Source organism: Cohnella algarum (genome assembly GCF_016937515.1).
Lineage (GTDB): Bacteria > Bacillota > Bacilli > Paenibacillales > Paenibacillaceae > Cohnella > Cohnella algarum.
Map to the genome: position 1 here is coordinate 4,762,184 of NZ_JAFHKM010000002.1, position 24,085 is coordinate 4,786,268.

Consider the following 24,085-nt stretch of genomic DNA (forward strand, 5'->3'; position numbering starts at 1 on the left):
GGGGCTTTTGTTAGTGAGAAGTTAACAGGATCGTCAATTGACAAAGTCTCGTTCTCTTTTCTATAATTTAATTGAACAACTGTACAATAAAATTCGGGGAGGGATCGTTATGCGTTTGGAAGGAAAAGTAGCGGTTGTAACGGGCGCGGCATCGGGCATGGGCAAGGCGATTGCGGAGCTGTACGCGAAAGAGGGAGCCAAAGTCGTCGTTTCCGACCTTAATCTCGAAGGTGCGGAAGCGGTTGCATCCGGAATCAGAGCGAACGGCGGCGAAGCGATCGCGATAAAAACGAACGTCGGGAAGCTGGAAGATATTAACGCCATGATCGATACGGCCGTCAACGAATTCGGCACGCTCGACATTCTCGTCAACAATGCCGGCATTATGGACAATATGGCGGCGGCCGGAGACGTGAACGACGAGAAGTGGGACCTGGTTTTCGACGTCAACACGAAAGGCGTCATGCGCGCGATCCGCAAAGCGATTCCGATTTTTCTCGAAAAAGGAAAAGGCGTCATCGTCAATACGGCTTCGACGGGCGGCTTCAGCGGCGCTCACGCGGGCGTTGCCTATACGGCCTCCAAGCATGCCGTCATCGGCATCACGAAAAACACCGGTTTCATGTACGCGCAAAAAGGCATCCGCTGCAACGCGATCGCGCCGGGGGCGACGATTACGAACATTTCGGCATCCATGTCGAATTGGGACGAGTTCGGCGCTTCGCGCACGAAGGTGACCCAAGGCGTCATTCCGCGCGCCGGCCAGCCGGAGGAAATCGCGCAAGTGGCGTTGTTCCTGGCGTCCGACGAATCGAGCTTCGTGAACGGGGCGGTCATTACCGCGGATGCGGGCTGGACCGCGGGCTTCTGACGCAAGGGGAGACGGCGCAAGAGGGATTTTTTTAACAAATCAAGGCTGCGGGCGGACAAGCTGCCCGCAGCCTTTTTACATTTTGCCCGTAACGATTTATAATACCATGCAACGATTGTTCCGGCAGGGAGTTGCATAAAACGATGAATGAAAACGATTTAAGAGTCATCAAAACGAAAAAAGCGCTGCATCAAGCTCTCCTGACGCTGCTTCGATCGAAGGCGCTGGAGTCGATTTCCGTGTCGGCCCTTTGCCGCGAGGCGAAAGTGAACAGGGGCACCTTTTACCTCCACTATCCGGATGTCGGGGCGCTGTTTGACGAGCATCTGAAGCACTTGCTGAAAGATTTGGAGGAATCGTATTACGAGCCGTACCGGCACGTCTCCCGCTTGATTCCGAGGGATCTCGACCCCTCCACAATTCGCATTTTCCATCATGTGAAGAAATACCAGCCGTTTTACGAAATCGTATTCGATAAAAAATCCACGCTGTCGTATTACTACTCTTTGTTCGAGAAAATAAAGGGCTTGATGCGGGAAAGCAATTCGTTCCATGAAACGGACGAAAAAGATCTCGCGTTGGTGATCGCCTACCAGGCCAACGCCATCATGGGACTGCTCATTCAATGGAGCGAGGACGGCTTTGCGCGCAGCCCGGAATATATGAACGAGCAGCTTACGTTTTTATTAAGATCGGCGAGCCAAGCCGGCGCTTCACAGGATGACCTACCCTAAAGCGGATTGCTGCGCTTAGGCTTCGATTCCGTGCGTCAACTCGCGCACCCGCATGCGAACGTACTGCCGCCGCTCTTCTTCCGATTTTTCCATGCCCATGAAACGCAACTGAAACGCATGTTGAAAACAGCTGCCCAGCAGCAGATCGGCCGCCGCTTTCGGGTCGACGCCCGCGTGGATTCGTCCCAGCCGCTGCTCGCCGCTCAAGTAGGCAGCCAGTGCCTCATTCGCCCGGTGTGGTCCTTCGTTCCGTTCCGTCATTCCTTCCCGGAGGCGGTCCAAGAGCGACGTCTCCGAGAATACGACTGGATACGAAAACTGTTTTTCAGGATTTGCAAGCCAAGGATGTAAAGCTGCTATGGCTGGCTGTCGACACCGGCAAGGAAGCGCAGGACGATCCCACTGGCAGGCCCGTTTTTCATCCCGTCGGATTCCCAAGCAGCCCGATTTGGCATGATGACGACATGACCACGTTTTCGACCGAGGTACGAGCAGGGATATCCGGTGGCCAAACCCGCTCGCAAAGCAGTGTTTCGCCGGCTTACGTTCCGGGCGACCAGAAAGTTCTTCATCGGCAATTTCTAAAGACGCTGTCTTTTTTGAAAAGCCATGAAGGGCAAGCCAATAAACTCTTTTCAGGCAGCTTCGACCTCCAAAAACGTATAGATTATGTTGAGCAAAACGGAATTCGGCATTACGGCGCCGTCATTACGGGACCTACCAAGGAGGTATTGAAGCTGCAAAACGAAGCTTGGGCCGCGGAAATCGTCGTGGACGAGGTTCGGTTTTGGAATTGGGAATAGCAAGATGATGGCCAAAACGAAAGCCTCATCCCTGAGAACAGTCTTGGGGATGAGGCTTTTTGTCATGATTCCGTTGACAGGAACGGAAGAATCATTTAAAATACCATGATCAACATTAATTTTTAATTATACCACAAAATTATTGATTTGTCAAGTGGCGATTTGAGCGATCGAAAAGGAGGCTAGCCGCATGCAGCTGTCCCGCCTATTCCACTCCTTGAGCGCGTCCGTGCAGGAGCAAGAAATGAACGAATTGCTGGAAATGAACGAGACAACGAAGACATACGGCCTAACTCTCGCCCCGGAGGACGTTAAATCGATGCTGGAAGCGAGAAACCGGGCGTTGTCCGGCTATGGAAGGGTGGAGTTGGGGATCGAAGCCGCCAAGGAGCTCATCGAGCTTTTCTCGTCGTCTTCGCTCATCCGGCAGGAAGAGTACGCCGAAACGTTGAAGAGCTGCAAGAAGTTTATTATTGGTTGAAAAACGAGACGGAAGACCGAATCGGCGACAGGAAGCTTTTGTCCCTTATGAAGGAAATGTTCGAAGATGAATGCGAGGGGGCCCTTGAATTGTTGAGGAGCAGACTCGAGGAGTTTGCCGAACGGTTCCGGAGGGAGCTGCAGGCAGGCGAATCCGTTTTTGAAGGGGGAGATGACGATTGGACGCCGGGAATTTGAGCGAAGGACGCGAGCTGACGGTTCGCGGCGGCATCCGCAAATCCCGTCTGCAGCGGAATGCGTACACGCTGTCTCTATTGAACGAAGGCTTGCGTACGGGGCGGTTGAACGGCGAAGAAGCGAAACGCATCCAGTACGCGTTCATGCGGATTTTGCAGGAGCTGATTTTAAAATATACCCGGGGCGAAAGCACGACGGTCGCGACGGAAACGGCCGAAAGCCTCCTGACCTCCGTCCTGTATGCGGCAGACGCGTATTTGTCCGATTTTGAGGAGCCGGAGGCGGCGATTGAAACGCTCAAAACGGCCGACACCCGCCTTATTTACGATCGGGGCGTGGAAAAAGTCGGTCAAACTCTGGAAGCGGCGAAGCGGTTATACAAGGAAATCGCCGCTCGCAAGCTGGAGGTGCCGGTCGACGCCTACAACATGACCATCGACGAGTCCCTGCCCGTTTTCCTCCGAAAATACGGCATTCTCTTCGACGCCCACAATACGATGGCCAGCATCGATTATCCGCTGGCGATCGACGACATGCGGCTCCAGGGCGTGTTCTACATCAAGCAGTATCTGGAACGGTTGAAGCTGGAAACCGAGTTTTGCGCGATGTTCGATCGCCGGGAGCTGCTGGAGTTGCTGTCCAACTACGGGAGAGTCTGCAGATTCGATTATCGGATCGAGCTGTTTAATATTTTCGAGCTCGTGCTGGGCAATGCGATATTTTCGGTTCTGGCCGGAGGAAGGGCAGGCGAAATCCGGATTTCCGAAAATCAATTCGAGCGGTTGGAACGGCCATTCGGGAATGCGGCCGAATCGCAAATCCGAGCCGTTTTCACCGGCGCGATGGCGAGACTCCGGGATCAGCTGCCGATTCACGCGCAATTGCAGGCCTATATGGAGGTCTGCTCGGAGAGCCTCGTTCAGCGGACGGCTAATGCCGCAAAGCACGGCAGCTTGCGGACCGTCGCGATAACTTGGAGAGCAACGGAGGCCAAGCCCATCGTCCTTTCATTCGACGCGAAGGACCGGATGAGCGATGTCCGGCTGAGAAAATTGCTGCATGAGCTGACGCGCGTCGAGACGAAGGAAGAGAAAGTCGGGCTGATCATGTCGAGCTTTCATTCTTTTTACGATTATCTCGATTTGTTGGAAGCGGACTGCCTGTACGGGGACGAATATGACGCCCTTTTTGGGGCGTTCGGCGATATGGAGCTGGCTTTGCTTGCGAAAATCGTTTTCTATGAACAATTGCGGGACGAATCCGCGGATTTGCCGTCCATTCTGTCGCGGGAGAACGGGCATCCGATGGAGTGGCAAATGCGGTTTTCCGCCTGCTTGCGGGAGATGGGCAGGGAGCGGCAGCAGGCCGTCGGGAGGCTGATGGACGAGATGAATTTCGAGCAAATGGATTTCCGGTAACAAGCGCGAGACGCCGGGCTTCCGTTCCGAAACAAAACTATTGCCATGACGGCGCAACTGACCAATAATGAAAAAGGAAACTTCTGACCTGCGCAAAGGACGGGATATCGATGGATTTCAAACCGTTATCGCAATTTATCGACCGGATCACGAATTGGCGCATTCCGTGGGCGGAGGTGCTCGTCATGCGCCGCAACGAAACGGTTTTTCGCTATCGCAACGGTTATGCGGATCTGGAACAGAAAACGCCGATCGACGACCGGCGGATCATTCATTTGTATTCGTTGACGAAAATCATGACCTGCGCAGCCGCGCTGCAATTGGTCGAAAAGGGAGCGATGCTGCTGAACGATCCCTTGTCGGCTTATTTGCCGGAATATGCCGAAATGACGGTCCGGAAGACGCTGCCGAACGGGGCGACCGTTCTGGAAAAGGCGAGGAAGCCGATCACGGTCCGCGATCTGTTTGCCATGACGGCCGGGTTCTCGTATGACCTCGGATCGCCATCCCTCCGGGAAGCCGCGGAACGCACCGGCGGCAAGGTGCCCGCCCGCGAATTTGCCGCTGCGCTCGCGAAAGAGCCGCTGCTGTTCGAGCCGGGCACCCGCTGGAACTACAGCCTGTGCCACGACGTGCTCGCCGCTCTCGTCGAGGCGGTGGACGGAAGGCGATTCAGCCAGTATATCCGGGAGGAAGTGACCGGACCGCTCGGGATGAACGACACGGGCTTCGATCTGACGGAGGAGCAGCGAACCCGCCTGGCGCCGCAGTACCGTTACGACGACGTCCTCGGCAAGCCCGCGCGGAAGGACGGGAACGATTTCCGGATCGGGACGGAATTCGAAAGCGGCGGGGCGGGGCTCCTGTCGACCGTCAGCGACTACGTTCTGTTCCTGAACGCGCTGACGAATCGGGGAACGAGCCCGAACGGCGCGCGCATATTGTCGCCCGCGGCGGTGGACCTGATGCGCGCGGATCATTTGACCGAAAGCATGCGCGAAGATTACGCCTGGGTGCAGCTTGCGGGCTACGGGTTCGGTCTGGGCGTGCGTACCCATATTTCCAGAGCCGAAAGCGGTAGCTTGAGCCCGCTCGGCGAATTCGGCTGGAGCGGCGCGGCCGGTTGCCTGGCGATTATCGATCCGGATTCGCAGCTTACCGTCATGTACGCGCAGCACATGCTGAACAACCAGGAAACCTACGTTCACCCGCGTTTGAAAAATATCGTGTATGCCTGCTTGTAAGGGAGCCGGAGACGAAAGCGCCGGAGCGATATTTGTACCCGCGAACGGAAATCGAAAAAGCCGCCGAAACCGCGAACGGGGACAAGCTCGCGTTAGAAGGAGTGTCTTTGTTCCGTGACTACGGCTCGTCGTTTTGTTGCGGAGACAGCGAAGATTGATTTTCCTTTCCGGCCGGTTCTTTCGTTTTCTTGTACAGTTCGTCCAGCAATTCCAATTCGTTGAATTGGCTGTCGATTCTGCGGCCGATCTGTCCGGAAGAAGCCTGAGAGGGCTTCTTTTTTTTCTTGTTTTTCATTGCATAAAAGCTCCTTGTTCAGGGATAAACAGCTTGGCTCTAATTTATGCAATGAAAGGGCGGCTTGCTTGGACTCTTTTAGAGGGGAATCCCGTCCATGCCGTTCAAGGAAGCGAAAGAGCGGTATCGGCGTTTTTCAAATCCAATTGCAGTTGCTCGCTTACTTCCCGTGGATGGTACCACCCTCGCTCGATCATGTAATTCGCGATCCGTTCGTACATGTCGACCGCCTCCTCGAGGTGCCGGGCCAGCGTTTCCCGGATCTCGGGCGAAACCGATTCCGTGACGGCCATCGCATAGTTCCGGACGCCGCTCTTCGCGGAAACGAGAAAATCCATCGCGATCACCTGATCGGTCAGCTTGTTCATTCCGGTCAAATACTCGATGATCGGGTTCATGCGTTCGCCTCCCGTCCGCCGGCCTTCGTCAAAATCGCGCCAAGCTCCCGCAGCTGCCGGGTCGAAATCTCCGCATCCAGCTGCATCAACTGCTTGAGCTCCGGGTCGCTCACCAGCATTTGCATCGTTTTGGATTTCGTCAGGCAGAGGGTTTTGAATGCGGCGATTTCGTGAGTCTCCAACGTTTCGTGCAATGCGTATTCCATGGCGTGTTCCTCCGAATCGAAAGGTTAAACCGGTCTACGGCTTCAAAATGACTTTAATGCAGTTGTCCGTTTTCGTATCGAAAATTTCGTACCCGTGTCTCGCTTCGCCAAGCGGGAGTACGTGCGTCACGATATCGCCCGGATCGACTTTGCCGGTCGCGACCAATTCATACATATGCGGCATGTAGTGGATGACGGGAGCTTGTCCGGATCGGATATTGACGTTTCGCTGCATGATGTCGCCTAGCGGAAAACCGTTGTACCGTCCGCCGTATACGCCGGTAACCTGAATGGTCCCGCCTTTGCGGACGGCTTGGGAAGCGATGACCAGCGCGCCGAGCGAACCGCCCTGCAGCTTCAGCCCGCTTGCCAAAAACTCCATGTCGCTCATCTTGCCGTCCATCCCGACGGCGTCGATGACGACATCGGCTCCGCCCTTGGTCATTTCCTTCAAGTAACCGCCGATGTTGCTCTGCCATTCGAAATTGACGATTTCCACCTGATTGGTCCGCTTCGCGTGCTGCAGCCGATAATCGACGTAATCGACCGCGATGACGCGTTTCGCGCCCTTCAGCCAGCAAAATTTCTGAACCATCAGGCCGATCGGGCCGCAGCCGAGTACGATAACGGTGTCGCCGTCTTTGACTCCGGCGTTGTCGACGCTCCAGAACGCCGTGGGCATCACGTCGGCGATGAGGGTCAGTTTCTCGTCGGGCGCTTCGCAGTTTTCGGGAATTTTGAAGTGAGTGAAGTTCGCGAACGGCACCCTTAAAAATTCGGCTTGCCCGCCCGGATAACCGCCGGTGTTGCCGGAATAGCCGAAATAGGCGCCCATTTCGCCGTTATCGTTGGCATTGTCGCACTGGCTCTCCAGTTGGCTTTTGCAATAGACGCATTCCCCGCAGGCGATCGTGAACGGAATGATTACGCGATCGCCTTTTTTCAGCTTCGTGACGCCGGGACCGACTTCCTCGACGATTCCCATCGGCTCATGCCCGATGATATAGTTCTCCTCGAGGTTCGGGATCATGCCGTGAATCAAATGCAGGTCGGAGCCGCATATGGCGGTGCTGGTCAGCCGCACGATCATATCGTCCGGCTTCCGGATTTCGGGATCCGGGACTTCTTTTACGACGACGTTTTTGATGCCTTGATACGTTACGGCTTTCATGCGTCGAATCCTCCGGACGAGTCGGGCGTACGGTCGAACATGCCTTTTCGCGAGGTATCTTCGGGATACAGGCGCATTCGGGCGACCATGACCGTATTTTGGGCCGATAATTGGTCAAGCTTGTACTGCTCGCCAAGCTCGTAGGGGTGAAACCACTTTTTGCTTACCATCAGATCCGTAATCTCCCGATGAAGCGCCAAACCCTGGCGCAGCTGTTCCCGCAAAACCTGCCGCGCATCGGGCGAGACCGATTCGGTCAGGGCAAAGGCGGCGTTGCGGACGCCTTCTTTCGCGCGTATCAGAAAATCGGTCGCGAAGGTCATATCCGCCAGCTCCGGCATGTGAAGCGAGTTGATCGGATCCAAGTAATCGTCGTTCATGTCGTTCACCTTCCGTTCAGGATAGGGTAGGGCGGTTCTCGGGAACGGCCGTTTGAAACGGCGCCCGGGCATAGACGGCTTTCAGGGCTTCGATAGCTTGCAGCGATTGCCGGACGTCCTTCTCCATCAGCGCTTTCAAATCCCGATCGAACACCAGCCCCTGCATCAGCTTCGACTTGGCCAGGCAGAGCGTCTTGAAATTGAGCATCTCGTGAATTTCCAGCGATTCGTGCGCGGCCAGAGGTTGCGGCTCGGACATCTCGTCACCTCCCGAATTTTTTAACCATGATATTATTTCCGCGGTTGCAAGAAATAACCGTACCCGGCCGGCAATCGGATGCTTGATGCCGCCGTTGGACCAGCTCTCCGCTGATTTCGGGTCCGTCTGCTTCAAGCTTGATCGGCGTCGACGGGCAGAGCAGAGGGGGCGGCCCAAAAAAGCCCGCCTGCGATAAGTGCAGGCGGGCTTGCCGTCATCACGGAGGGCTTGTGGTGTTACTTTCCGTCGATCGCGCAGGAATCGTCCGTGCAGGCCGACCCGTCGGCGGATTCGACAACTTGAATCGTTTGGCTGTCGTCCCACGCTTGCTGCAGCGCCGAAACGAATACGCTCAGCGGTTGCGCGCCGGATACGCCGTATTTGCGATTCATGACGTAAAACGGAACGCCCCGAACGCCGAGCCGGCCGGCCGTTTCCTCGTCGTTGCGCACTTCGTCGGCATACTGGCTGCCGGCCAGCACGGCGGCCGCTTCCTGCCTGTCCAGCCCTGCGGCCGCGGCTACCTCGAGAAGGTAATCGCGATCGCTCAAGTTGCTTCCATCTGTGAAATATCCCTTGAAGAGCAGCTCCGTCACCTCCGCGCGTTTGCCGTGCTTTCCGGCGAAATGGCTCAGCCGGTGGGCGTCGAACGTATTGGTCAGCGCGATTCGGTCGAACTGAAAATCGAGTCCTTCTTCGGCGGCTTGATGCCCGACGTTGGCATTGTTCGCGATCGCTTGACTGCGGCTCATGCCGTATTTCTTTGACAGCATGTCATGGACATCGTACGGGAGCTCCTTCGGAGTGTCCGGATCGAGCTCGAAGCTGCGGTAGACGACGTCGACTTGATCGCGGTGCGGGAACTGCTCAAGCGCCTTCTCGAAGCGGCGTTTGCCGATATAGCAAAACGGACAGGCGAAGTCCGACCAGATTTCGATTTGCATGGGATCACTCCTCGTTCGTGATAGAGTCATTATAGTGCACTTAAATTATGAAAGCAATAAACTAAAGGTAACGATTATATTGACCGGACGTTCAGTCATAAATTAAAATGAATACGCAGCGATTCCATTTAACCTTCGGAGAGGAGCATTTAGAATACCATAGCTTCGGAAGCGGACCGGCCATCGTCCTCATTCACAGCGGGGGCGTCGATTCCAGGGAATGGCTGGAGATCGTCCCGCTTCTGGCAAGGTCATATCGCGTCGTAACCTTTGACGGCCGAGGCATTGGCCGTTCCCCGGCTCCGCAGCAGCCGATGAACCTCGTGGCCGATTTGCTGCGGCTGCTCGACCATTTGAAGCTGGAGCGGGTTGCGCTGGCGGGTCATTCGATCGGGGGCGAATTGGCCGTCAATTTCGCGCTTTCTCACCCGGAGAGGGTGGAGCGGCTGATCGCAATCGCGCCGTCCTTGACCGGGTATCCTTACTCCAAAGAATTCACGGATTGGATGGGCTCGGTCAATTCGCTCGCGCCCGACGTCGGAAAAATGGTTGAATATTCATTGAAAGGCCCGATCTACCGTACGGTCATGGCGAGCGAGTACCGCGATTTCCTGATCGAAATGCATACGCTATACATGACCCGAGTGATTACGGAGTGGAGAAGCTTCGAAGTCGTATGGCCGCAGCCGCCGGCCCTGGAACGGTTGGAGCGAATCGCGTGTCCGACGCTGTTCGTTCGCGGAACGGTCGAGTGGAGCGATATGGAAGGCGTGGCCAAACAATTCAAGCGCATCCCTGCCGTCGCCTTCGCGAAGGTGGAGGGCGCGGACCATATGCTGACCTTGACGCATCCCGAACAACTTGCCACGCATATCCGTTCTTTTCTAAAATAAAGGAACTATCGTCGTGACCGAAGGACAGGAGTGAAATTCATGCCGCGCAGCCGGGAGCAGAACGAACGGATTCGCCAACAGGCCAAAAGTACGATAAGCGCTGCAGCGATGGAAGTGTTCCTGGAAAAGGGATACCACTCCGCTTCCATCGAGGATATCGCCAAGAGGGCAGGCGTCTCCAAGGGGCTGCTTTACAATTATTTTCAGGGGAAAGAGGGGCTGCTGGCCGAAATTGTTCGGATTCGGATAGACGAGATTGCCGGAGTCATTGAAGCGGCGTCCGCGCTTTCTTCGCCGGAAGAGCAGCTCGCTCGAATCGTCGACGGAGCGTTGAGCCATATCGCGAACAACCCGAGAGCGTACCGGTTCATCCTGCATCTGCAGACGCAGCCCGAAGAAGACGCGGTTGTATCCAAATACAGCGAAATGTTAAACCGGGAAATGGCGAAGCAATTCGAAACCCAGTCCAACATATTCGAACAAATGGGGGCGGAAAATGCCAAGCTGCGTTCCTTGTACTTTTCCTCGGCGCTGCACGGCGTCATGCTGTTGATGACCGTTTATCCGGGATATCCGATGGAGAAGGTGAAGGAGCAGATTATCCGGGATTTCTGCTCCTGACGCCTCTGTGCGCCAACGGAAGGAGCGCGGCCCAATAGAAGAAGCCGACCGCTAAAGTGCATAAGGCCAGGATGCAGTGCAGCCAGGTTACGGAAATCCAGGCCGGGAAGGCGAGGGCGATGCCGCCCAAGGCCAGCGAATGGCCCAGCATCATGACCGGTTCGATCAATGCGTTGACGCGCCCCATTTGTTGCGGGGAAACAAGCTCCGGCATCCAACTGCCAAGCGCGATATTGACGGGAGCGACGACGATTCCCGCCAGCGTCACGAGAAGGAAATAAACTTCGATTCGCCCGGCCCAGCCCATTCCCCCGATGAGCAGGCCGGATGCGAACAGACAGGAAATGAGGATCGGCGCTCTGGAGAAGCGATGGATCAGACGCGGGCTCAGGATACTGCCCAGAAGATAGCCGATGCCCAAAAAGACCGTAAGGAGCGAAGAGTGAACGACGTAAAAATCCGGACTTAGCTTGTATTTCATAGCGAAGATAGGAAGCACGGCGAAGACTCCGTTCACGATGCCGAAAAACAGAAAACCGCCGACCAAGAGAAGCAGCAGTCGATGGCTGGCCAAATAACGAAGGCTTTGCCCGAAATCTTTCATGACCATCGATAGCCGCAGTTCGCGGAATCGACTTCTTCCGTTGGGCATGCGGGCCTGCTCGGGGAATTTGCCCCGGGCAAGCAGCAAACCGGAGAACAGGAAGCTGAGCCCGTCGACGATGATCGCCCCTTTAATGCCGAGGAAATGATAAGCCGCCGCGCCCAAGCTCATGCCAAAAAGCATGAACATTCCCATGACCAGCTGATTAAGGCCGGACGCTTGGACGTACCGGTCCGGATCGATGCTGCCTTGCAGCAGTCCCATTTCCGCAGGAGTGAAAAATTTCGAGATCGCGCTGCGCAAAAATAGCGTTGCAAAACAAAGGAATAGCAGGTCGAAATGAACGAACAGCAGCAACAGCAAGGTCAGCCCCGCCCGGATCCAGTCGCTCCAGACGGCGATGCGCTTCCGGTCGAACCTGTCCGCGATGACGCCGACGATCCAGAACACCGCCAATGTGGGAAGCGAGTACATTAATTCCGCCGTGGCGGCCAGCGACGGCCGTTCGCTGTATCTGTCAATCAGATAGTAGGCGAACGCCATATTTCCGACGACCGTTCCCAGTTGAGATGCGAATGTCGCAAGCAACAGCTTGCGATATGTCGGATTGCGAAGAAGCGTCTTCATTTTGCCCTCTCCCTTAAATGCGGTTTTGGTCGCAGCCGGGTTGAAGCAAGCTTTTCAAATAGCGCAACAGGGCATCGAACTGCATCCGGGCGTCCGCCTTGTCGGGACCGACGGCAATGGAATGGGTCATGATGCCTTCCTGAAAGGAAGCGGCAAGCCTGGCGACGTGCGCGATGTCCGTGACGGGCGAGAACTCTCCGCGCTCGACGCCGGCTTCGAGCAGATTCGCAAAACGCGAGATTCCCTTTTCATAGCGCTTCAAAAGCGTTCCCCGCCGCGTTTCGTCGCGCCAGCCGATCATGAAATACTCATAGAAGGCCGAAAATAATCCGCCATGGGAAGAATGCAGAAGCTCCTCCAACTGCTCGGAATAGAGCGCGGCAACCGTTTCCCACACGGACGCCGACGATTCCGTAAGCTCCTTCAGATGCCGTTCATGCTCTGCGTCCAAATGATCCAACAGTATTTCGAAAATCTCATCCTTGGACTTGTAATACAAATAGATCCAGCCCCGGCTCATGCCGGTCTCCTCGATGATATCCTGCAACGTCGCCGCCCCGTAGCCTTTTTCCGCAAAGACGCGCTTCGCTGCATCGAGGATTTGCAGGTTTCTCCGCTCTTTTCGTTGATCCGTCAGTTTGGGAGACATATCGTCGATTCCTTTCCGCAATTAAAAAATGAACTAAGTGCCATTTTAATAATAATGACACTTGGTTCATTTTGCAATACGAAGTTCCGATCTGCCCTCGTTCGCGCCCCGAGCATGAAACGCGTTTCCCAACAACGAAACCGCCCGCATCGGCGCGCAAGCCGACTGTGGGCGGTCTGGATTTTCAGGACGATGGGGAAGCTTAAACCGTTTTTTCCGCCAAGCTCATTTCCGCGCACATGAGGGTAAAGGCGCCGGCGCCGTGCAAATCGTTCTCGCTCGTCGGACGGGCGATATAGTGGGCATAGTCCCCGATGCCCGTGCCGATGCATATCTGGCCGATGACCAGGTTGCCGTTCTCGTCGAACTTCAGCGTGTCGATCACGCCCTGATAGCCCTTCCAGGCATACTGCAAATACTTGGCATCCAGATAGCCGAAGCGCACGGCTTTGGCAATGGCATGAACGTACAAGGCGGTGCAGGAATTTTCCAGCCAATTGTCCGGGCGGTCGCCTTTGTCGACGACCTGGTACCATAAGCCGGAAGCATCCTGGAATTTCGTCAGGGCGATGAGAAGGTCTTGCAGAATGGCGACCAGCGCCGGCTTGTCCTTGTGGTCCTCGGGCAAGTATTCGAACATTTCCAGCAAGGCGACGGGGTACCAGCCGATCGCCCGCCCCCAGAACTCCGGCGCCAGACCCGTAACCGGATCCGCCCAAACGGCCGCCTTCGTCTCGTCCCAGCCGTGGTACAGCAAGCCGGTGCGGGGATCTTTCGTATGCTTCGCCATGAGGAGCGCCTGGAAGGTCATCATGTCGAAATATTCGGGTTCCCCGAACGTTTTGGCGAACTGCACGGCGATCGGACCGGCCATGTACAGTCCGTCCAGCCACATTTGATTCGGGCTATGCTCTGTATGCCAGAACCCGCCCGAAGGATTGGTTTTCCATGTTTTCAACAAGGGCACGAGCCGATACAGCGCTTTTTTGTACTTCTCGTCTCCCGTCTTCTCGTACAGGTTGAAGAGGAGCACGCCCGGCTGGATATCGTCCAGCTCGTCGGGCTTGTGCTTTTTGATGCTGCCGTCTTCGAGAACCTGGCTGTCTACCCATCGTTTCAAATACTCGTAATAGCGATCGTTCGCGGTAAGACGCCAGCATTTTTCCATGCCGGACAGAAAAACACCCTGATGATAGTGGAACCGGTCGGGCGGGAGCTGCTCCGGCTCGTATTTGGCCATCAACGCTTCGCAGGCTTTTTCCGCCCAGCCGATCGGGGTCGTCGTTTCGAGCGGCATTGCCCCGGCATTCGCGGCTGAATTTTCCATTTCAATCCATCCTCCCACATTGGTTTACCTCTATAGTAGCATCGGAAAATGTACATTATTTGCGAGAAACAGCGAAAACTTCTTATATCTTGCGGTAAATGAGGACGAGTGTATAATGGAAACGAAACGGAGGAAAGGCGGAAACGGGATGGGGGATCTTCACTACGATAACGGCCAAGGAACCTTCTCGGTATCCTACCGGAAGGCGCTGCGGCACCATATGCCGGCCGATCATTTTCACGGCACGTTCGAAATCTTCTGTCTGCTGTCCGGCGAGCGGCGATTTTTTATCCAGGATCGGACAATGGACGTAAGCGAGGGCGATATCATCATCATCGCACCGAATATTTTGCATCGGACGACCGACGCGAGCTTGCCCGAGCACGAACGGCTGGTCGTCAATCTTCATGAGCGCGATATGGCCGTGGTCAACGGCGCCTATAGGGAACATTTGCGGCCCTTGTTCGAGAGGGAGTACGTCATCGTCAAATCGCCTCCGCACGAGCGGCATGCCGTCGAGGCGCTTGCTCGCGGCATCGTTCAGGAAGTTCGGGAACGTAGAGCGGGCTTCGAGATTTACGCGCAAACGCTTGTTCTTCAGCTGCTCATCGTTTGCTGCCGCCAAATCGCCCAGAACGTCGCGGAGCCGCCGGCGTCTCCGAGCCCCATGCACGATCGAATTTCCGAGGTTGTCCGGTACATCAACGGCCATTACATGCTGGAGCTTTCGCTCGAACAGCTGGCGGAGACGTTTTACGTCAGTCCGTATTATTTGAGCCGCTTCTTTAAGGAAGCGACCGGCTTTACGTTCGTGGAGTACGTGAACAGCGTCCGAATCAAGGAGGCAAAGAAGCTGCTCGAGCAATCCTCCATGAAGGTCAATCTGATTGCCCGCAAGGTGGGCTTCGGCAGCGTGACGCATTTCGGGAGAGTGTTCAAGTCGGTAACCGGGTACCCGCCGCTGTTCTACCGAAAAGGAAAGCGGCATGTCCCGCCCGAGCGGCGATAAGCAAATCGCGAAATGGGCCTCGAATGATTTTCCTCCGGCCACAGAATACTACCCTCCGAAGGAGGTGTTCTTATGAACATTATGGACGGAATGGATGCGGCCCGCTTTAAATCCGGCAATCCGAACGGCGAGGCGGCAAAGGAGAAGGCCGGGAAGGACCGCAAAGAAATGGCAAAGCCCGTATTGAGGAATCTCAACAACAAGTAGCTTGCTACCGAGCGTAAAGTGTCTGTTATCGGGGACGGCCGGCCCGGCGGAAGGAGCCGGCGGCCGGCCCTTTGCTTCGGCGGCTCCGGTTGCCTTCTGTTTCGCGCTGAAACCTGATATAGTATCGAAAAACGGCGTCGCCTATATCGCAAAAGAGGAGCTCAGGCCATGAAAGATTTATTTACCCCGTATCAGCTTAAGGGATTATCGTTAAAAAACCGCGTCGTGATGCCGCCGATGTGCCAATATTCGGTATTCGAAAAGGACGGAATCGCGACGGACTGGCATTATACGCATTATGTCAGCCGGGCCATCGGCGGCGCCGGCTTGATCATTTTCGAAATGACGGACGTCGAACCCGACGGCCGGATTACGGACTACGATTTGGGCTTATGGTCGGACGATCAGGTTCCCGCGATCGCCCGCATCGTGGAAGCTTGCCATCGGTACGGAGCGAAAGTAGGCATCCAAATCGCGCATGCGGGACGCAAGGCCGAGGATGCGGACGAACCCGTCGCGCCGTCGGCGATTCCGTTCGACGAGCGTTCGAAAACGCCGAGGGCGCTTTCCGCCGGCGAAGTGCAAGAGATGGTGAACAAATTCCGCCAGGCGGTGCGCCGAGCCGTTCAGGCCGGCGTCGACGCGGTCGAGCTTCATGGAGCCCACGGCTACCTGATTCATCAATTTCATTCGCCTTTAACCAATAAAAGAACGGACGATTACGGAAAAGAGCTGACGAAGTTCGGAAAAGAAGTCATTTGCGCCGCGAAAAGCGAAATGCCCGAAAGCATGCCGCTCCTCATGAGAATTTCCGCGGCCGAGTACGTGGAAGGCGGATACGGCATTAAGGAAAGCATTGCCTTTTCGAAGGAGTACCGGGAAGCGGGAGTCGATCTGTTCCATGTCAGCGCCGGGGGAGAAGGTCCGATCGCCGCGGATGGCCGGCCGGGAACGCACGTCGCCTATCAGGTGCCGTTGGCCAGAGCCGTCAGGCAAGCTCTTGACGTTCCGGTCATTGCGGTCGGAAGGCTTGACGAACCGGCGCTGGCGAATTCCGTGATCGGGAACGAAGACGCGGACCTGGTGGCCGTCGGAAGAGGGATGCTGAGAAATCCTTATTGGACGCTGGAGGCCGCGGCCGCGCTGCGGAAAAAAATCGATCTGTCCAAGCAGTATGAGCGCGGCTTCCCGAATTTTAAATAAGCATGAGGACTTTCGCAGCGGCAGCTTTTCGCCCTTTCGCTTCCCCGACGGGAAGCGTAAGGGCTTTATTTGCGTTTCGGGACCGAAGCGCGGTTTCCCGCCCCGCTTCCCGGATTCCCGGGAAACCTCCTCTATCGTTCGGGAACCGCGATTTCGTATCGTTAAAACGAACGAACGATCTTGTAAAATTCAGAGGAGGAGTTGTAAGATGAAAGCAGAAAAAAGCGGGGGAAAGGTTCTCCCCGTGCTGTTCCGTTTTTTCGTCGTCGTGTTTGCGGCAGGGGGATTATTCATGCTGCAGGGGTTATCCGAAGGGTTGGAGCCGTGGGTTCAAGGCTTTATGGCCTCTTCGCCGCTTCCCGACGAAATTCGGTTTCACGCCGCCGCTCACGGGGCGCTGATCGGCATCCTGTTCAGCCTGACGCTGCTCGCCCTGCTCAAAAATCCGCAGAGCAAGCCGGTCCTGCTGCGCTTTTACTTTGTCGGGCATTTTATTTTTCTCGGGACGCTGACGGCGACCGACCCGTCGCTTGCGCTGCAAAGCGCGTTCGTCTTCGTGATGTTCGCCGTCGTGCTCCTGGTTCTGTACGGCACGTACGGCCAGCGTCGGGAGATTTTCCGCCCTTCGGAGCCTGTCGTCCTGAACCGGCCGCTGCTCCTGTTGAACGGCATCGCGCTTCTGGGGCTGCTCCCCGTCATGGTCATAGGCGTCGTGCAGCAATTCCAGGATCCGGTGCAGCAGTTCCGCTGGGGAGAAGTCACCGCTCTTTCGCTTAATTTGCTGTACGGCGGTTACTTGTCGGCCAGCGGACGAAACGGCTCCCGCACGCTTGGCATCGTGGTCGGCATCACGTACGCGTTCATGGGCGCCGCCGCGATCACGATTCCGAACCATCCCGGCAGCTGGGGCCTTTGGGGCGGACTTGCGGCTGTCGTCTTCGGCATCGTTTATACGGCGGCCGCGTGGCGGTTGGCGGAAGCTCGCAAGGAAGCCTCGCTGCCGCCAGCCGCGCAAATTCGGTAAAAGGGGAATGTTATGAAAACTGAAGCCGGGGAGCGCCTTCGGCCGAATTCGCCCCCCGGCGTCCGAAGCCATCCGGAAGGGTGGCTATCGGCCGTTCGGTGGCTGTCGCTCGCAATCAACGGCGCCGTGGCGTATCTTTTTTTGGCTAAAATTCCGACCTACTTCGCCTACATGCGGGACGAATGCCACCGAACGGCCTGCGAATACGCCGCCATCACGCCGCTGCCTTGGGACGCGCTCGAGAGATTGAACCTGACGGAAGAAGGCTTTGCCTATCTTTACTGCGCCATCGCTCTGATTTTCTTCGCGATCTATTGTTCCGTCGCCCTGCTTATTCTGGCCAAGCGGCCGCGAGAGCCGTTCTCCTATCTGGCCTCGGTGGCGCTGATCGCGTTCCCTTCCTCATTGATGATTCGGACGCAGTGGAGAGAATGGGAATGGCTCGGCGCGGCGGCCGAAGGCCTGTCGTTCGTATCGCTGATCCTGCTTCTGCTGCTGTTTCCGAACGGCAAAGCGGGGACGAAGCTCGTGGCGGGAGCGGTCATCGCGCTGGCGGCTATCCGTTTGACGACCGGTTTTTTTCCGGACGAGCCGTGGGGCCGTTGGCCGTTCTGGGTTACGCTGACCTGGTTCGTGCTGCAATACGGCTTGCTCATCCTCGACCGGTTCGTCCGCTATCGGCGGACGGCGGACGCGGTCGAGCGCCAGCAGACGAAATGGGTCGTATACGGGTTTCTGCTGTCGCTAACCGGCCTCGTCGTCGTTTCGCTTCTGCCGCTGCTGCTGCGGACGGATTTTTACGAGACGCAGGATTCCGTCTGGATGTTCGTCCTCGATCTGGGCGTCCAGTTGGTCATGCTGCCGATACCGATTACGGTAGGCATCTCGGTCATGCGCAAACGGCTTTGGGACATCGACCCGATCGTGGGCCGCACGATTGTTTATGCCGGACTGAGCGCGAGCATCGTCGCATTGTACTCGTTTACCGTGTGGTATTTGTCCGTTCTGTTCCGAACCGGACAAAACATGTTTTTTTCGCTGGCCGCCGCCGGGGTCGTCGCCGTCCTGTTCGCGCCGCTGAAAGAAAGGCTCCAGCGCCTGGTCAACCGGATGATGTACGGCGAACAGTCCGATCCTTTCTCGGTCTTGTTCCGGCTCGGAAACCGGCTCAAGGAGACGGTGACTCCGGAAGAGGCGCTCGACACGGTCGTCCGTACCGTCAAGGATTCGCTTCGCGTCCCTTACGCGGGCATCCGAATCGTTCGCGACGGCGCGCCGTCCCTTGCGGCGCAGCGGGGAGACGGGCAGGCGGAAACCGCGGAATTCCCGCTTGCGGCCGGAGGCCAGGAGGTCGGCACGCTGCTGGTGGCCGCCCGATCGCCGGGCGAGGCGTTCGGCGATGCCGACCGCCGGCTGATCGAGGCCTTGTGCCGGCAGGCGGGCATCGTCGTGCAAAGCGTCGGCCAGTCGATGGATATCCGAAGGCTGCTGACCGACCTGCAGGAGTCGAAGGAGCAGCTCATCTTCGCCAGGGAGGAGGAGAGGCGAACGATGCGCCGGAACCTGCACGACGACATCGCGCCGCGGCTGGCCGCCATGCGGCTGACGGCCTCGCTGGTCGCCGACTGGATTCGCAAGGACCCGAACAAGGCGATCGAAATTGTGCAGCAGTTTCAGAAGGATATCGGCGATACGGTCGAGGAAATCCGATCCATCGTCTACGATCTTCGCCCCGCCGCGCTCGACGAATTGGGCCTGGTCGGAGCCGTTCGTCAGCGGATGGAGCAATTGGAAAACATCCGCAAGGTGCGGGAGCTGACCGACGCGCCTCCGCTGAGGATGACGCTCGATTGTCCGGAAGCTCTTCCTCTTTTGCCGGCGGCCGTCGAGGTCGGCGCTTACCGGATCGCGACGGAGGCGCTCGTCAACGTCGTGAAGCATGCGCAAGCGAGCGAATGCCGCGTTCGCATCGCCGTTGAAGCGCAGCCGGACCCCGAGCTAGCGGTCGAAGTAACGGACGACGGGATCGGGCTCGCCGAGCGGATCGGCCGGACGGACGGAAAGGGCGGACTCGGCTTGACCTCGCTGCGTGAGCGGGCAGCGGAGCTGGGAGGCTTTTGCGTCATTGAAAAGTTGGCCGGCGGCGGCACTCGCATAGAGGCCCGTCTGCCGCTGAAATCGATGTCCTATCGGGGAGGGGCGCATGACAACCATTAGCATTCTGATCGCGGACGATCATCCGATGTTCCGGCACGGCGTCCGGAGCGTGCTGGAAAGCGCCGAAGATATGCTTGTCGTCGGAGAAGCGACGACGGGGGACGAGGCGGTGGTAATGGCCTTGGAGCTGAAGCCGGACGTGGTGCTGATGGATATCCGCATGCCCGGCCGCAACGGAATCGAGGCGACCGCCGCCATCAAGGCCGAAGCCGGGGACGTCAAAATTCTGCTGCTGACCATGTTCAAGGACGACGTTTCCGTGTTTACGGCGATGAAAGCCGGCGCCAGAGGCTACATCCTGAAAGATTCGGACAAAGACGACATTTTGCGGGCCATTCGCGTCGTCGCTTCGGGCGAAGCGATCTTCAGCCAGGATGTGGCGAACCGGATGATCGAGATGGCGACGCGTCCCGCGCACCGGGCCGATTGGTTTCCCGAGTTGACGTATCGGGAGAAAGAGGTGCTGAGCCTGATGGCGGACGGGCTGTCCAACGCGGACATTTCCCGGCGAATGGAGATCAGCTTGAAGACGGTGTCCAACTACGTGACGAATATTTTGAACAAGCTGCAGGTCGCCGATCGGGCGGAAGCGGTCCGGCTGGCCGCGAGCGCCCGCGACGAGTAGGGCGTTTTCTATCCTTCCAAATACCTAAAAAACCGGTATCGGGCAAATAGTTCGTTATTCACCCGCCTCGTTCCCCGTCCGTATTTAAGTAATGCTGCGGATTCATTTTTCCGGAATGAAGTAATCGATTTCGCTGAATCTTCCGTAATAATTTTCAGATTGTCATCCACACGCGGAATGCGATTTCGAACCGGCGCGGCCGGAAAACTGGAGGTAACCGACCCGATGTCTTTGCACGAGTACCAAGCTTTTATCGGAAAACGATTGACGAGCAGCATTTTCGATAACAAAGGAACGTTATTGATCGCCGAAGGAACCGTCCTTCATGAAAGCCATATCGACAAGCTGGCCAATTTCAACATCCATATCGACGAGGTCAGGGCCGCGGCCGACGAACTGCCGGCTTCCGCGGATCCCGTCCCTTCCGCTGCCCGCGAAAGAGCGAAAAGGACAGAGAAATATTTGTACGAAATCGAGCTTTTCGTCCGGAACAACGGCGTCGTCCCCGTCGCCGATGTCGAAGAAAAAGTGATTCCGTTCATTAATGAAACCGCAAAGAAATACAATTTATTCCAAGTTTTCTCCGAACTGAAGGAACAAGGGGATTTTCGCTACAAGCAAATCATCGGCGTCGCCGTCCTGGCCACGTCGCTCGGCAAGCGGCTTCGGCTGGACGACGCCGAGCTGGCGATTTTGACGACGGCGGCGGTCCTCTACGACATCGGTTCGGTTAAACTGCCCTCGTCCCTGATCAACAAGCCGGGCCGGTTCGAACATCACGAGTACGAGATCATGAAACAGCACACCCTCCTCGGCTACGAGCTGCTGAAGCAGTCCGACGTCGACCCCCGCGCGGCACGGGTTGCCTTGCAGCACCACGAAAGGGAGGACGGCAGCGGGTATCCGAACGGTCTGAAGGGGAACCAGATCGATCGGCTCAGTAAAATCGTCGCCCTGGCGGACGTGTATATGGCCATGATCTCGGAACGGCCGCACCGGCCCGCTTTTTCGTTTTTTCAGGTCATCGAGGAGATCCATCGGGGCATAATTCAGGATCGGTTCGACTCCGTGATCGGCATGACCTTTCTGGATACGCTTCTCGGGACGCTGGTCGGCTGCGACGTCCTGTTGTCGGACGGCCGGAAAGGGAAGATTATCCTGACCAACGCGAACTCTCCGACGAAGCCGCTCGTCGCGCTCGACAACCATGATTTTATCGATTTAAGCAAAGAGAATCATATCCGGATCAAGGAAGTTCTCGGTTAAGAAGATTGGCGACAGGCGATTCCAAGCGAAATTAACCGATTCCAACCCGCGAGTGCCGCGGGTTTTTGTTTTTGCGTCGATCGAACGCAATCCAGCGGAGAGTGGCCCTATACGTACACGGCCAAGAAATCCGATTGGAGCATCGACGGTTCGAAGGACGGCGATCCGGTCTCCGGTACGAAAACCTACTACGAGGAACTGGAAATGACGATTCCCGTTCAATCGGCTTCCAATTAACCTATCTTACCCGGGCTGGTATCCAGCCCGGATTTTTCGTTCTGAAGCGACTTGACAGGCGATTTTTATTATGGTTATTATGGATGCAATAAGTCTATAATTAGGAAAAAGACGGTTAAGGAGGAATTGGTCCTATGAAATACGATGTTGCGATTGTCGGAGGCGGGCCCGCGGGATTGAACGCGGCGCTGGTGCTTGGAAGAGCGAGGCGGAGCGTCGCGCTGTTCGACAGCGGCCGCCCGAGAAACGGCGTGACGCACGCCTCTCACGGATTCATTACGCGAGACGGGATTCGGCCGGCCGAGTTTCGGCGCATCGCTTACGAGGAGGTGCTTGGCTATCCGTCGGTTCGGCTTTGGCAGGCCGAGGCGACCGACATTCGGAAGTCGGAGGACGGCTTTGTCGTGGAAACCTCGTCGGGCGAGCGCTTGCAGGCTCGCAAGGTGATATTGGCAGCCGGGTTGAAAGAGGTGTTTCCGGAGATCGAGGGGCTTCGCGACTTTTACGGGAAAAGCCTGTTCAACTGCCCGTTTTGCGATGGCTGGGAGCTGCGGGATCGGCCGCTTGCGGTCGTTTCCGAAAATCCGTCCGTGTTCCATAAAGTCAAGCTGCTGTTGAATTGGAGCCGGGATCTGGTCGTATGCACGAACGGCAGCGGCGCGTTGAACGCCGAACAGCGGCTGCAGCTCGCGTCCCGAAACATACCGGTCGTGGATACGCCCGTCTCCGCTTTTTCCGGCCGGAACGGCCTGCTGGAGCGGGTGCATTTCGCGGATGGCACGCATATGGAGCGAAGCGGAGGATTTCTCGATCCCGTCCAGCTTCCGCATGCGAATTTCGAAAAAGCGCTGGGCTACCAAACTTCGGCAAACGGAGGGATCGCAACCGATGCGATGGGACGGACAACCGCTGCCGGCGTATACGCGGCCGGCGATTCGGCCTATGTCATGCCGTCCCAATTGATTTTCGCCGCCGCTTCGGGAAGCAAGGCGGCGATGGCCGTAATGGCGGACTTGACGGAGGAGGACTGGAAATCGCTATAAAAGGCCCGATCGACGGCGGCCGTCCGCGATTCGGTTAAGTCGCCTTCCTGCGCCTGATCAGCATAACGATAAACAGCAAGACAGGGAAGGCGGCGTGGAAAATCGGATACGCGTATAAAACCTGTTTTCCCATCCAGATGTGGTGCGTATAATTGGGCGAATGGAAGGAAGCGGCATATACGGCGGCCCCGACCAGAACGGACGCGAGTTTATAGTTCATGCGGGTCAGCCGGCGCAGGCCGACAGCCGCCCCGATACTGAACGCCGCCAGTTTCGTTCCCAGGCCGATAAACAGAATCAGGACGAAAATGATGTCCATTCGCTCGAAAACGTTGCCCACTTCGATCAACTGCACCGCTTGCAGCAGCGGAAGCGAACAGTTCGCGGCGATGCCCGGTCCGAGCACGAGAATGATGATCTGATTGAGGACGGTAAGCGAAAGGGCGATCGAAGCATAGGCGATATACATGGATTTCTTGACCTTTCGGACCGAGTTGGCGACCAGCGGGAAAAAAACGAGGAACAGCACGGCCTGCCCGAACGGAAACGACAAGATTTCGGGAAACGCGGCATCGAGAATCGGCTTCCAACCGTTCTCCAACATGGGGAACATGTTTTCGATCCGGATCTGTCCTAGACCGGCCAGCAGCAGCATGAGAATCAGGTAACTTGCGAGCGTGATCGGAAAAATCGCCAGACTAAACTTGAACAGGACGGGAGCTCCCAGACGGACCGTGTTGGTGATAACCAGCACGGTGATCAGCAGAAGGATGAACAACGGGGTTCGATTGAGAAGGATAAGCGCGGCGATCTCGCCGAGGTCTCTCAGGTTTTGCGAACCTTCGTAAGCAAAGTATCCGACAAAAACGAAACCTGCTCCCGTCCCGATCCACTTGCCCCAATAGCGGCGGAACAACTCGAACAAATCGCGCTCCGGGTCGGTCCGGTAGATGGCCATGTACAGCATCAGCAGGACGAAGCCGGCCGCCGCCGCGGCAAGCATGGCGAGCCAGGCGTCCTGCTTGGCTTCGGGGCCCATCAGAAACAGCGTCGTGCTGCCGACCTCGAACAAAACGAAGCAGATGACCAGTTCGGAAATTCGCGTTTTTTGTCCGTTCACCTTTGGGCCTCC

The 24,085-nt window shown here is 56.7% G+C and carries 27 protein-coding genes and 1 pseudogene; 16 read left to right on the top strand and 12 right to left on the bottom strand.

Annotated elements, in window-relative coordinates:
• The first annotated feature begins 109 nt into the window (after nucleotides 1–109).
• On the top strand, nucleotides 110–871 hold the full coding sequence (locus JW799_RS21440; protein ID WP_080839315.1) for an SDR family oxidoreductase: 762 nt from the start codon (nucleotides 110–112) through the stop codon (nucleotides 869–871).
• A 143-nt stretch (nucleotides 872–1,014) separates the two neighbouring features.
• Complete coding sequence (locus tag JW799_RS21445) at nucleotides 1,015–1,605, top strand: TetR/AcrR family transcriptional regulator (RefSeq protein ID WP_205431639.1); 591 nt, start codon at nucleotides 1,015–1,017, stop codon at nucleotides 1,603–1,605.
• A gap of 15 nt (nucleotides 1,606–1,620) precedes the next feature.
• Here JW799_RS21445 and JW799_RS29760 read toward each other — a convergent pair whose 3' ends face one another.
• Nucleotides 1,621–1,887: a TetR/AcrR family transcriptional regulator C-terminal domain-containing protein gene (locus tag JW799_RS29760; protein WP_240353369.1), complete on the bottom strand. Its 267-nt coding sequence runs from the start codon at nucleotides 1,885–1,887 to the stop codon at nucleotides 1,621–1,623.
• Between JW799_RS29760 and JW799_RS21455 the strand changes: the two genes are divergently transcribed.
• The 4 genes and pseudogenes from JW799_RS21455 (at nucleotide 1,842) to JW799_RS21470 (ending at nucleotide 5,748) form a co-directional block, all read left to right on the top strand.
• A complete protein-coding gene (locus tag JW799_RS21455) occupies nucleotides 1,842–2,408 on the top strand; it encodes an anti-sigma factor C-terminal domain-containing protein (RefSeq protein ID WP_420830652.1) in 567 nt (188 codons plus the stop codon). The two genes, JW799_RS29760 and JW799_RS21455, sit on opposite strands and share 46 nt — an antisense overlap.
• 262 nt (nucleotides 2,409–2,670) lie before the next feature.
• Nucleotides 2,671–3,086, top strand: a pseudogene (locus JW799_RS21460) (DUF6323 family protein).
• Nucleotides 3,068–4,504 (top strand): DUF6179 domain-containing protein, encoded by a 1,437-nt coding sequence (locus JW799_RS21465; protein WP_205431641.1) that lies wholly within the window; start codon nucleotides 3,068–3,070, stop codon nucleotides 4,502–4,504. Before JW799_RS21460 ends, JW799_RS21465 begins: the two are co-directional and overlap by 19 nt.
• 110 nt (nucleotides 4,505–4,614) lie before the next feature.
• Nucleotides 4,615–5,748, top strand: coding sequence for a serine hydrolase domain-containing protein (locus tag JW799_RS21470; protein WP_205431642.1), 1,134 nt, complete (start codon nucleotides 4,615–4,617; stop codon nucleotides 5,746–5,748).
• A gap of 118 nt (nucleotides 5,749–5,866) precedes the next feature.
• Here JW799_RS21470 and JW799_RS21475 read toward each other — a convergent pair whose 3' ends face one another.
• The 7 genes from JW799_RS21475 to JW799_RS21505 all read right to left on the bottom strand — a co-directional run bounded on the left by JW799_RS21475 (nucleotide 5,867) and on the right by JW799_RS21505 (nucleotide 9,401).
• Nucleotides 5,867–6,043, bottom strand: coding sequence for a hypothetical protein (locus JW799_RS21475; protein WP_176220867.1), 177 nt, complete (start codon nucleotides 6,041–6,043; stop codon nucleotides 5,867–5,869).
• A gap of 104 nt (nucleotides 6,044–6,147) precedes the next feature.
• Nucleotides 6,148–6,441, bottom strand: a complete 294-nt coding sequence (locus JW799_RS21480) for a spore coat protein (RefSeq protein WP_205431643.1) — start codon at nucleotides 6,439–6,441, stop codon at nucleotides 6,148–6,150.
• Nucleotides 6,438–6,647, bottom strand: coding sequence for a hypothetical protein (locus JW799_RS21485; RefSeq protein WP_080839331.1), 210 nt, complete (start codon nucleotides 6,645–6,647; stop codon nucleotides 6,438–6,440). Before JW799_RS21485 ends, JW799_RS21480 begins: the two co-directional genes overlap by 4 nt.
• A gap of 34 nt (nucleotides 6,648–6,681) precedes the next feature.
• A complete protein-coding gene (locus JW799_RS21490; RefSeq protein ID WP_205431644.1) occupies nucleotides 6,682–7,818 on the bottom strand; it encodes a zinc-dependent alcohol dehydrogenase in 1,137 nt (378 codons plus the stop codon).
• Nucleotides 7,815–8,198, bottom strand: a complete 384-nt coding sequence (locus tag JW799_RS21495) for a spore coat protein (RefSeq protein WP_205431645.1) — start codon at nucleotides 8,196–8,198, stop codon at nucleotides 7,815–7,817. Before JW799_RS21495 ends, JW799_RS21490 begins: the two co-directional genes overlap by 4 nt.
• 16 nt (nucleotides 8,199–8,214) lie before the next feature.
• Complete coding sequence (locus tag JW799_RS21500) at nucleotides 8,215–8,457, bottom strand: spore gernimation protein GerQ (protein ID WP_205431646.1); 243 nt, start codon at nucleotides 8,455–8,457, stop codon at nucleotides 8,215–8,217.
• Between the two features lie 236 nt (nucleotides 8,458–8,693).
• A complete protein-coding gene (locus tag JW799_RS21505) occupies nucleotides 8,694–9,401 on the bottom strand; it encodes a DsbA family oxidoreductase (protein ID WP_080839337.1) in 708 nt (235 codons plus the stop codon).
• A 107-nt stretch (nucleotides 9,402–9,508) separates the two neighbouring features.
• Between JW799_RS21505 and JW799_RS21510 the strand changes: the two genes are divergently transcribed.
• On the top strand, nucleotides 9,509–10,294 hold the full coding sequence (locus JW799_RS21510; RefSeq protein ID WP_080839338.1) for an alpha/beta fold hydrolase: 786 nt from the start codon (nucleotides 9,509–9,511) through the stop codon (nucleotides 10,292–10,294).
• Between the two features lie 39 nt (nucleotides 10,295–10,333).
• Nucleotides 10,334–10,915, top strand: coding sequence for a TetR/AcrR family transcriptional regulator (locus JW799_RS21515; protein WP_080839340.1), 582 nt, complete (start codon nucleotides 10,334–10,336; stop codon nucleotides 10,913–10,915).
• Here JW799_RS21515 and JW799_RS21520 read toward each other — a convergent pair.
• The 3 genes from JW799_RS21520 to JW799_RS21530 form a co-directional block, all read right to left on the bottom strand.
• Entirely contained in the window at nucleotides 10,893–12,146 is a 1,254-nt protein-coding gene (locus JW799_RS21520; RefSeq protein WP_080839342.1) for an MFS transporter, read from the bottom strand. The genes JW799_RS21515 and JW799_RS21520 overlap by 23 nt on opposite strands.
• A gap of 13 nt (nucleotides 12,147–12,159) precedes the next feature.
• Nucleotides 12,160–12,795, bottom strand: a complete 636-nt coding sequence (locus JW799_RS21525; RefSeq protein ID WP_080839344.1) for a TetR/AcrR family transcriptional regulator — start codon at nucleotides 12,793–12,795, stop codon at nucleotides 12,160–12,162.
• Between the two features lie 202 nt (nucleotides 12,796–12,997).
• A complete protein-coding gene (locus JW799_RS21530; protein WP_240353370.1) occupies nucleotides 12,998–14,122 on the bottom strand; it encodes a glycoside hydrolase family 88/105 protein in 1,125 nt (374 codons plus the stop codon).
• 115 nt (nucleotides 14,123–14,237) lie between these two features.
• On the opposite strand from JW799_RS21530, the gene JW799_RS21535 reads away from it, so the two are divergent.
• The 8 genes from JW799_RS21535 to JW799_RS21565 all read left to right on the top strand — a co-directional run bounded on the left by JW799_RS21535 (nucleotide 14,238) and on the right by JW799_RS21565 (nucleotide 22,953).
• Nucleotides 14,238–15,131 (top strand): AraC family transcriptional regulator, encoded by an 894-nt coding sequence (locus tag JW799_RS21535; RefSeq protein ID WP_338026310.1) that lies wholly within the window; start codon nucleotides 14,238–14,240, stop codon nucleotides 15,129–15,131.
• 72 nt (nucleotides 15,132–15,203) lie between these two features.
• On the top strand, nucleotides 15,204–15,338 hold the full coding sequence (locus JW799_RS29385) for a hypothetical protein (protein ID WP_275901479.1): 135 nt from the start codon (nucleotides 15,204–15,206) through the stop codon (nucleotides 15,336–15,338).
• A gap of 168 nt (nucleotides 15,339–15,506) precedes the next feature.
• Nucleotides 15,507–16,541, top strand: coding sequence for an NADH:flavin oxidoreductase/NADH oxidase (locus tag JW799_RS21540; RefSeq protein ID WP_080839346.1), 1,035 nt, complete (start codon nucleotides 15,507–15,509; stop codon nucleotides 16,539–16,541).
• A gap of 208 nt (nucleotides 16,542–16,749) precedes the next feature.
• On the top strand, nucleotides 16,750–17,565 hold the full coding sequence (locus JW799_RS21545; protein WP_080839348.1) for a hypothetical protein: 816 nt from the start codon (nucleotides 16,750–16,752) through the stop codon (nucleotides 17,563–17,565).
• Nucleotides 17,566–17,577: 12 nt separating this feature from the next.
• The gene (locus tag JW799_RS21550) at nucleotides 17,578–19,782 is read left to right on the top strand and encodes a GAF domain-containing sensor histidine kinase (protein ID WP_205431647.1); all 2,205 of its coding nucleotides are present in this window, start codon (nucleotides 17,578–17,580) and stop codon (nucleotides 19,780–19,782) included.
• Nucleotides 19,769–20,407: a response regulator gene (locus JW799_RS21555; RefSeq protein ID WP_205431648.1), complete on the top strand. Its 639-nt coding sequence runs from the start codon at nucleotides 19,769–19,771 to the stop codon at nucleotides 20,405–20,407. Before JW799_RS21550 ends, JW799_RS21555 begins: the two co-directional genes overlap by 14 nt.
• A gap of 225 nt (nucleotides 20,408–20,632) precedes the next feature.
• Complete coding sequence (locus JW799_RS21560) at nucleotides 20,633–21,673, top strand: HD-GYP domain-containing protein (RefSeq protein ID WP_080839352.1); 1,041 nt, start codon at nucleotides 20,633–20,635, stop codon at nucleotides 21,671–21,673.
• 371 nt (nucleotides 21,674–22,044) lie between these two features.
• Nucleotides 22,045–22,953 carry an NAD(P)/FAD-dependent oxidoreductase gene (locus JW799_RS21565; protein WP_080839354.1) on the top strand — a complete coding sequence of 303 codons (909 nt, stop codon included), beginning with the start codon at nucleotides 22,045–22,047 and terminating at the stop codon, nucleotides 22,951–22,953.
• A 34-nt stretch (nucleotides 22,954–22,987) separates the two neighbouring features.
• On the opposite strand, the gene JW799_RS21570 is transcribed toward JW799_RS21565, so the two are convergent.
• Nucleotides 22,988–24,073 (bottom strand): GerAB/ArcD/ProY family transporter, encoded by a 1,086-nt coding sequence (locus JW799_RS21570; protein WP_245809804.1) that lies wholly within the window; start codon nucleotides 24,071–24,073, stop codon nucleotides 22,988–22,990.
• Nucleotides 24,074–24,085: the final 12 nt, after the last annotated feature.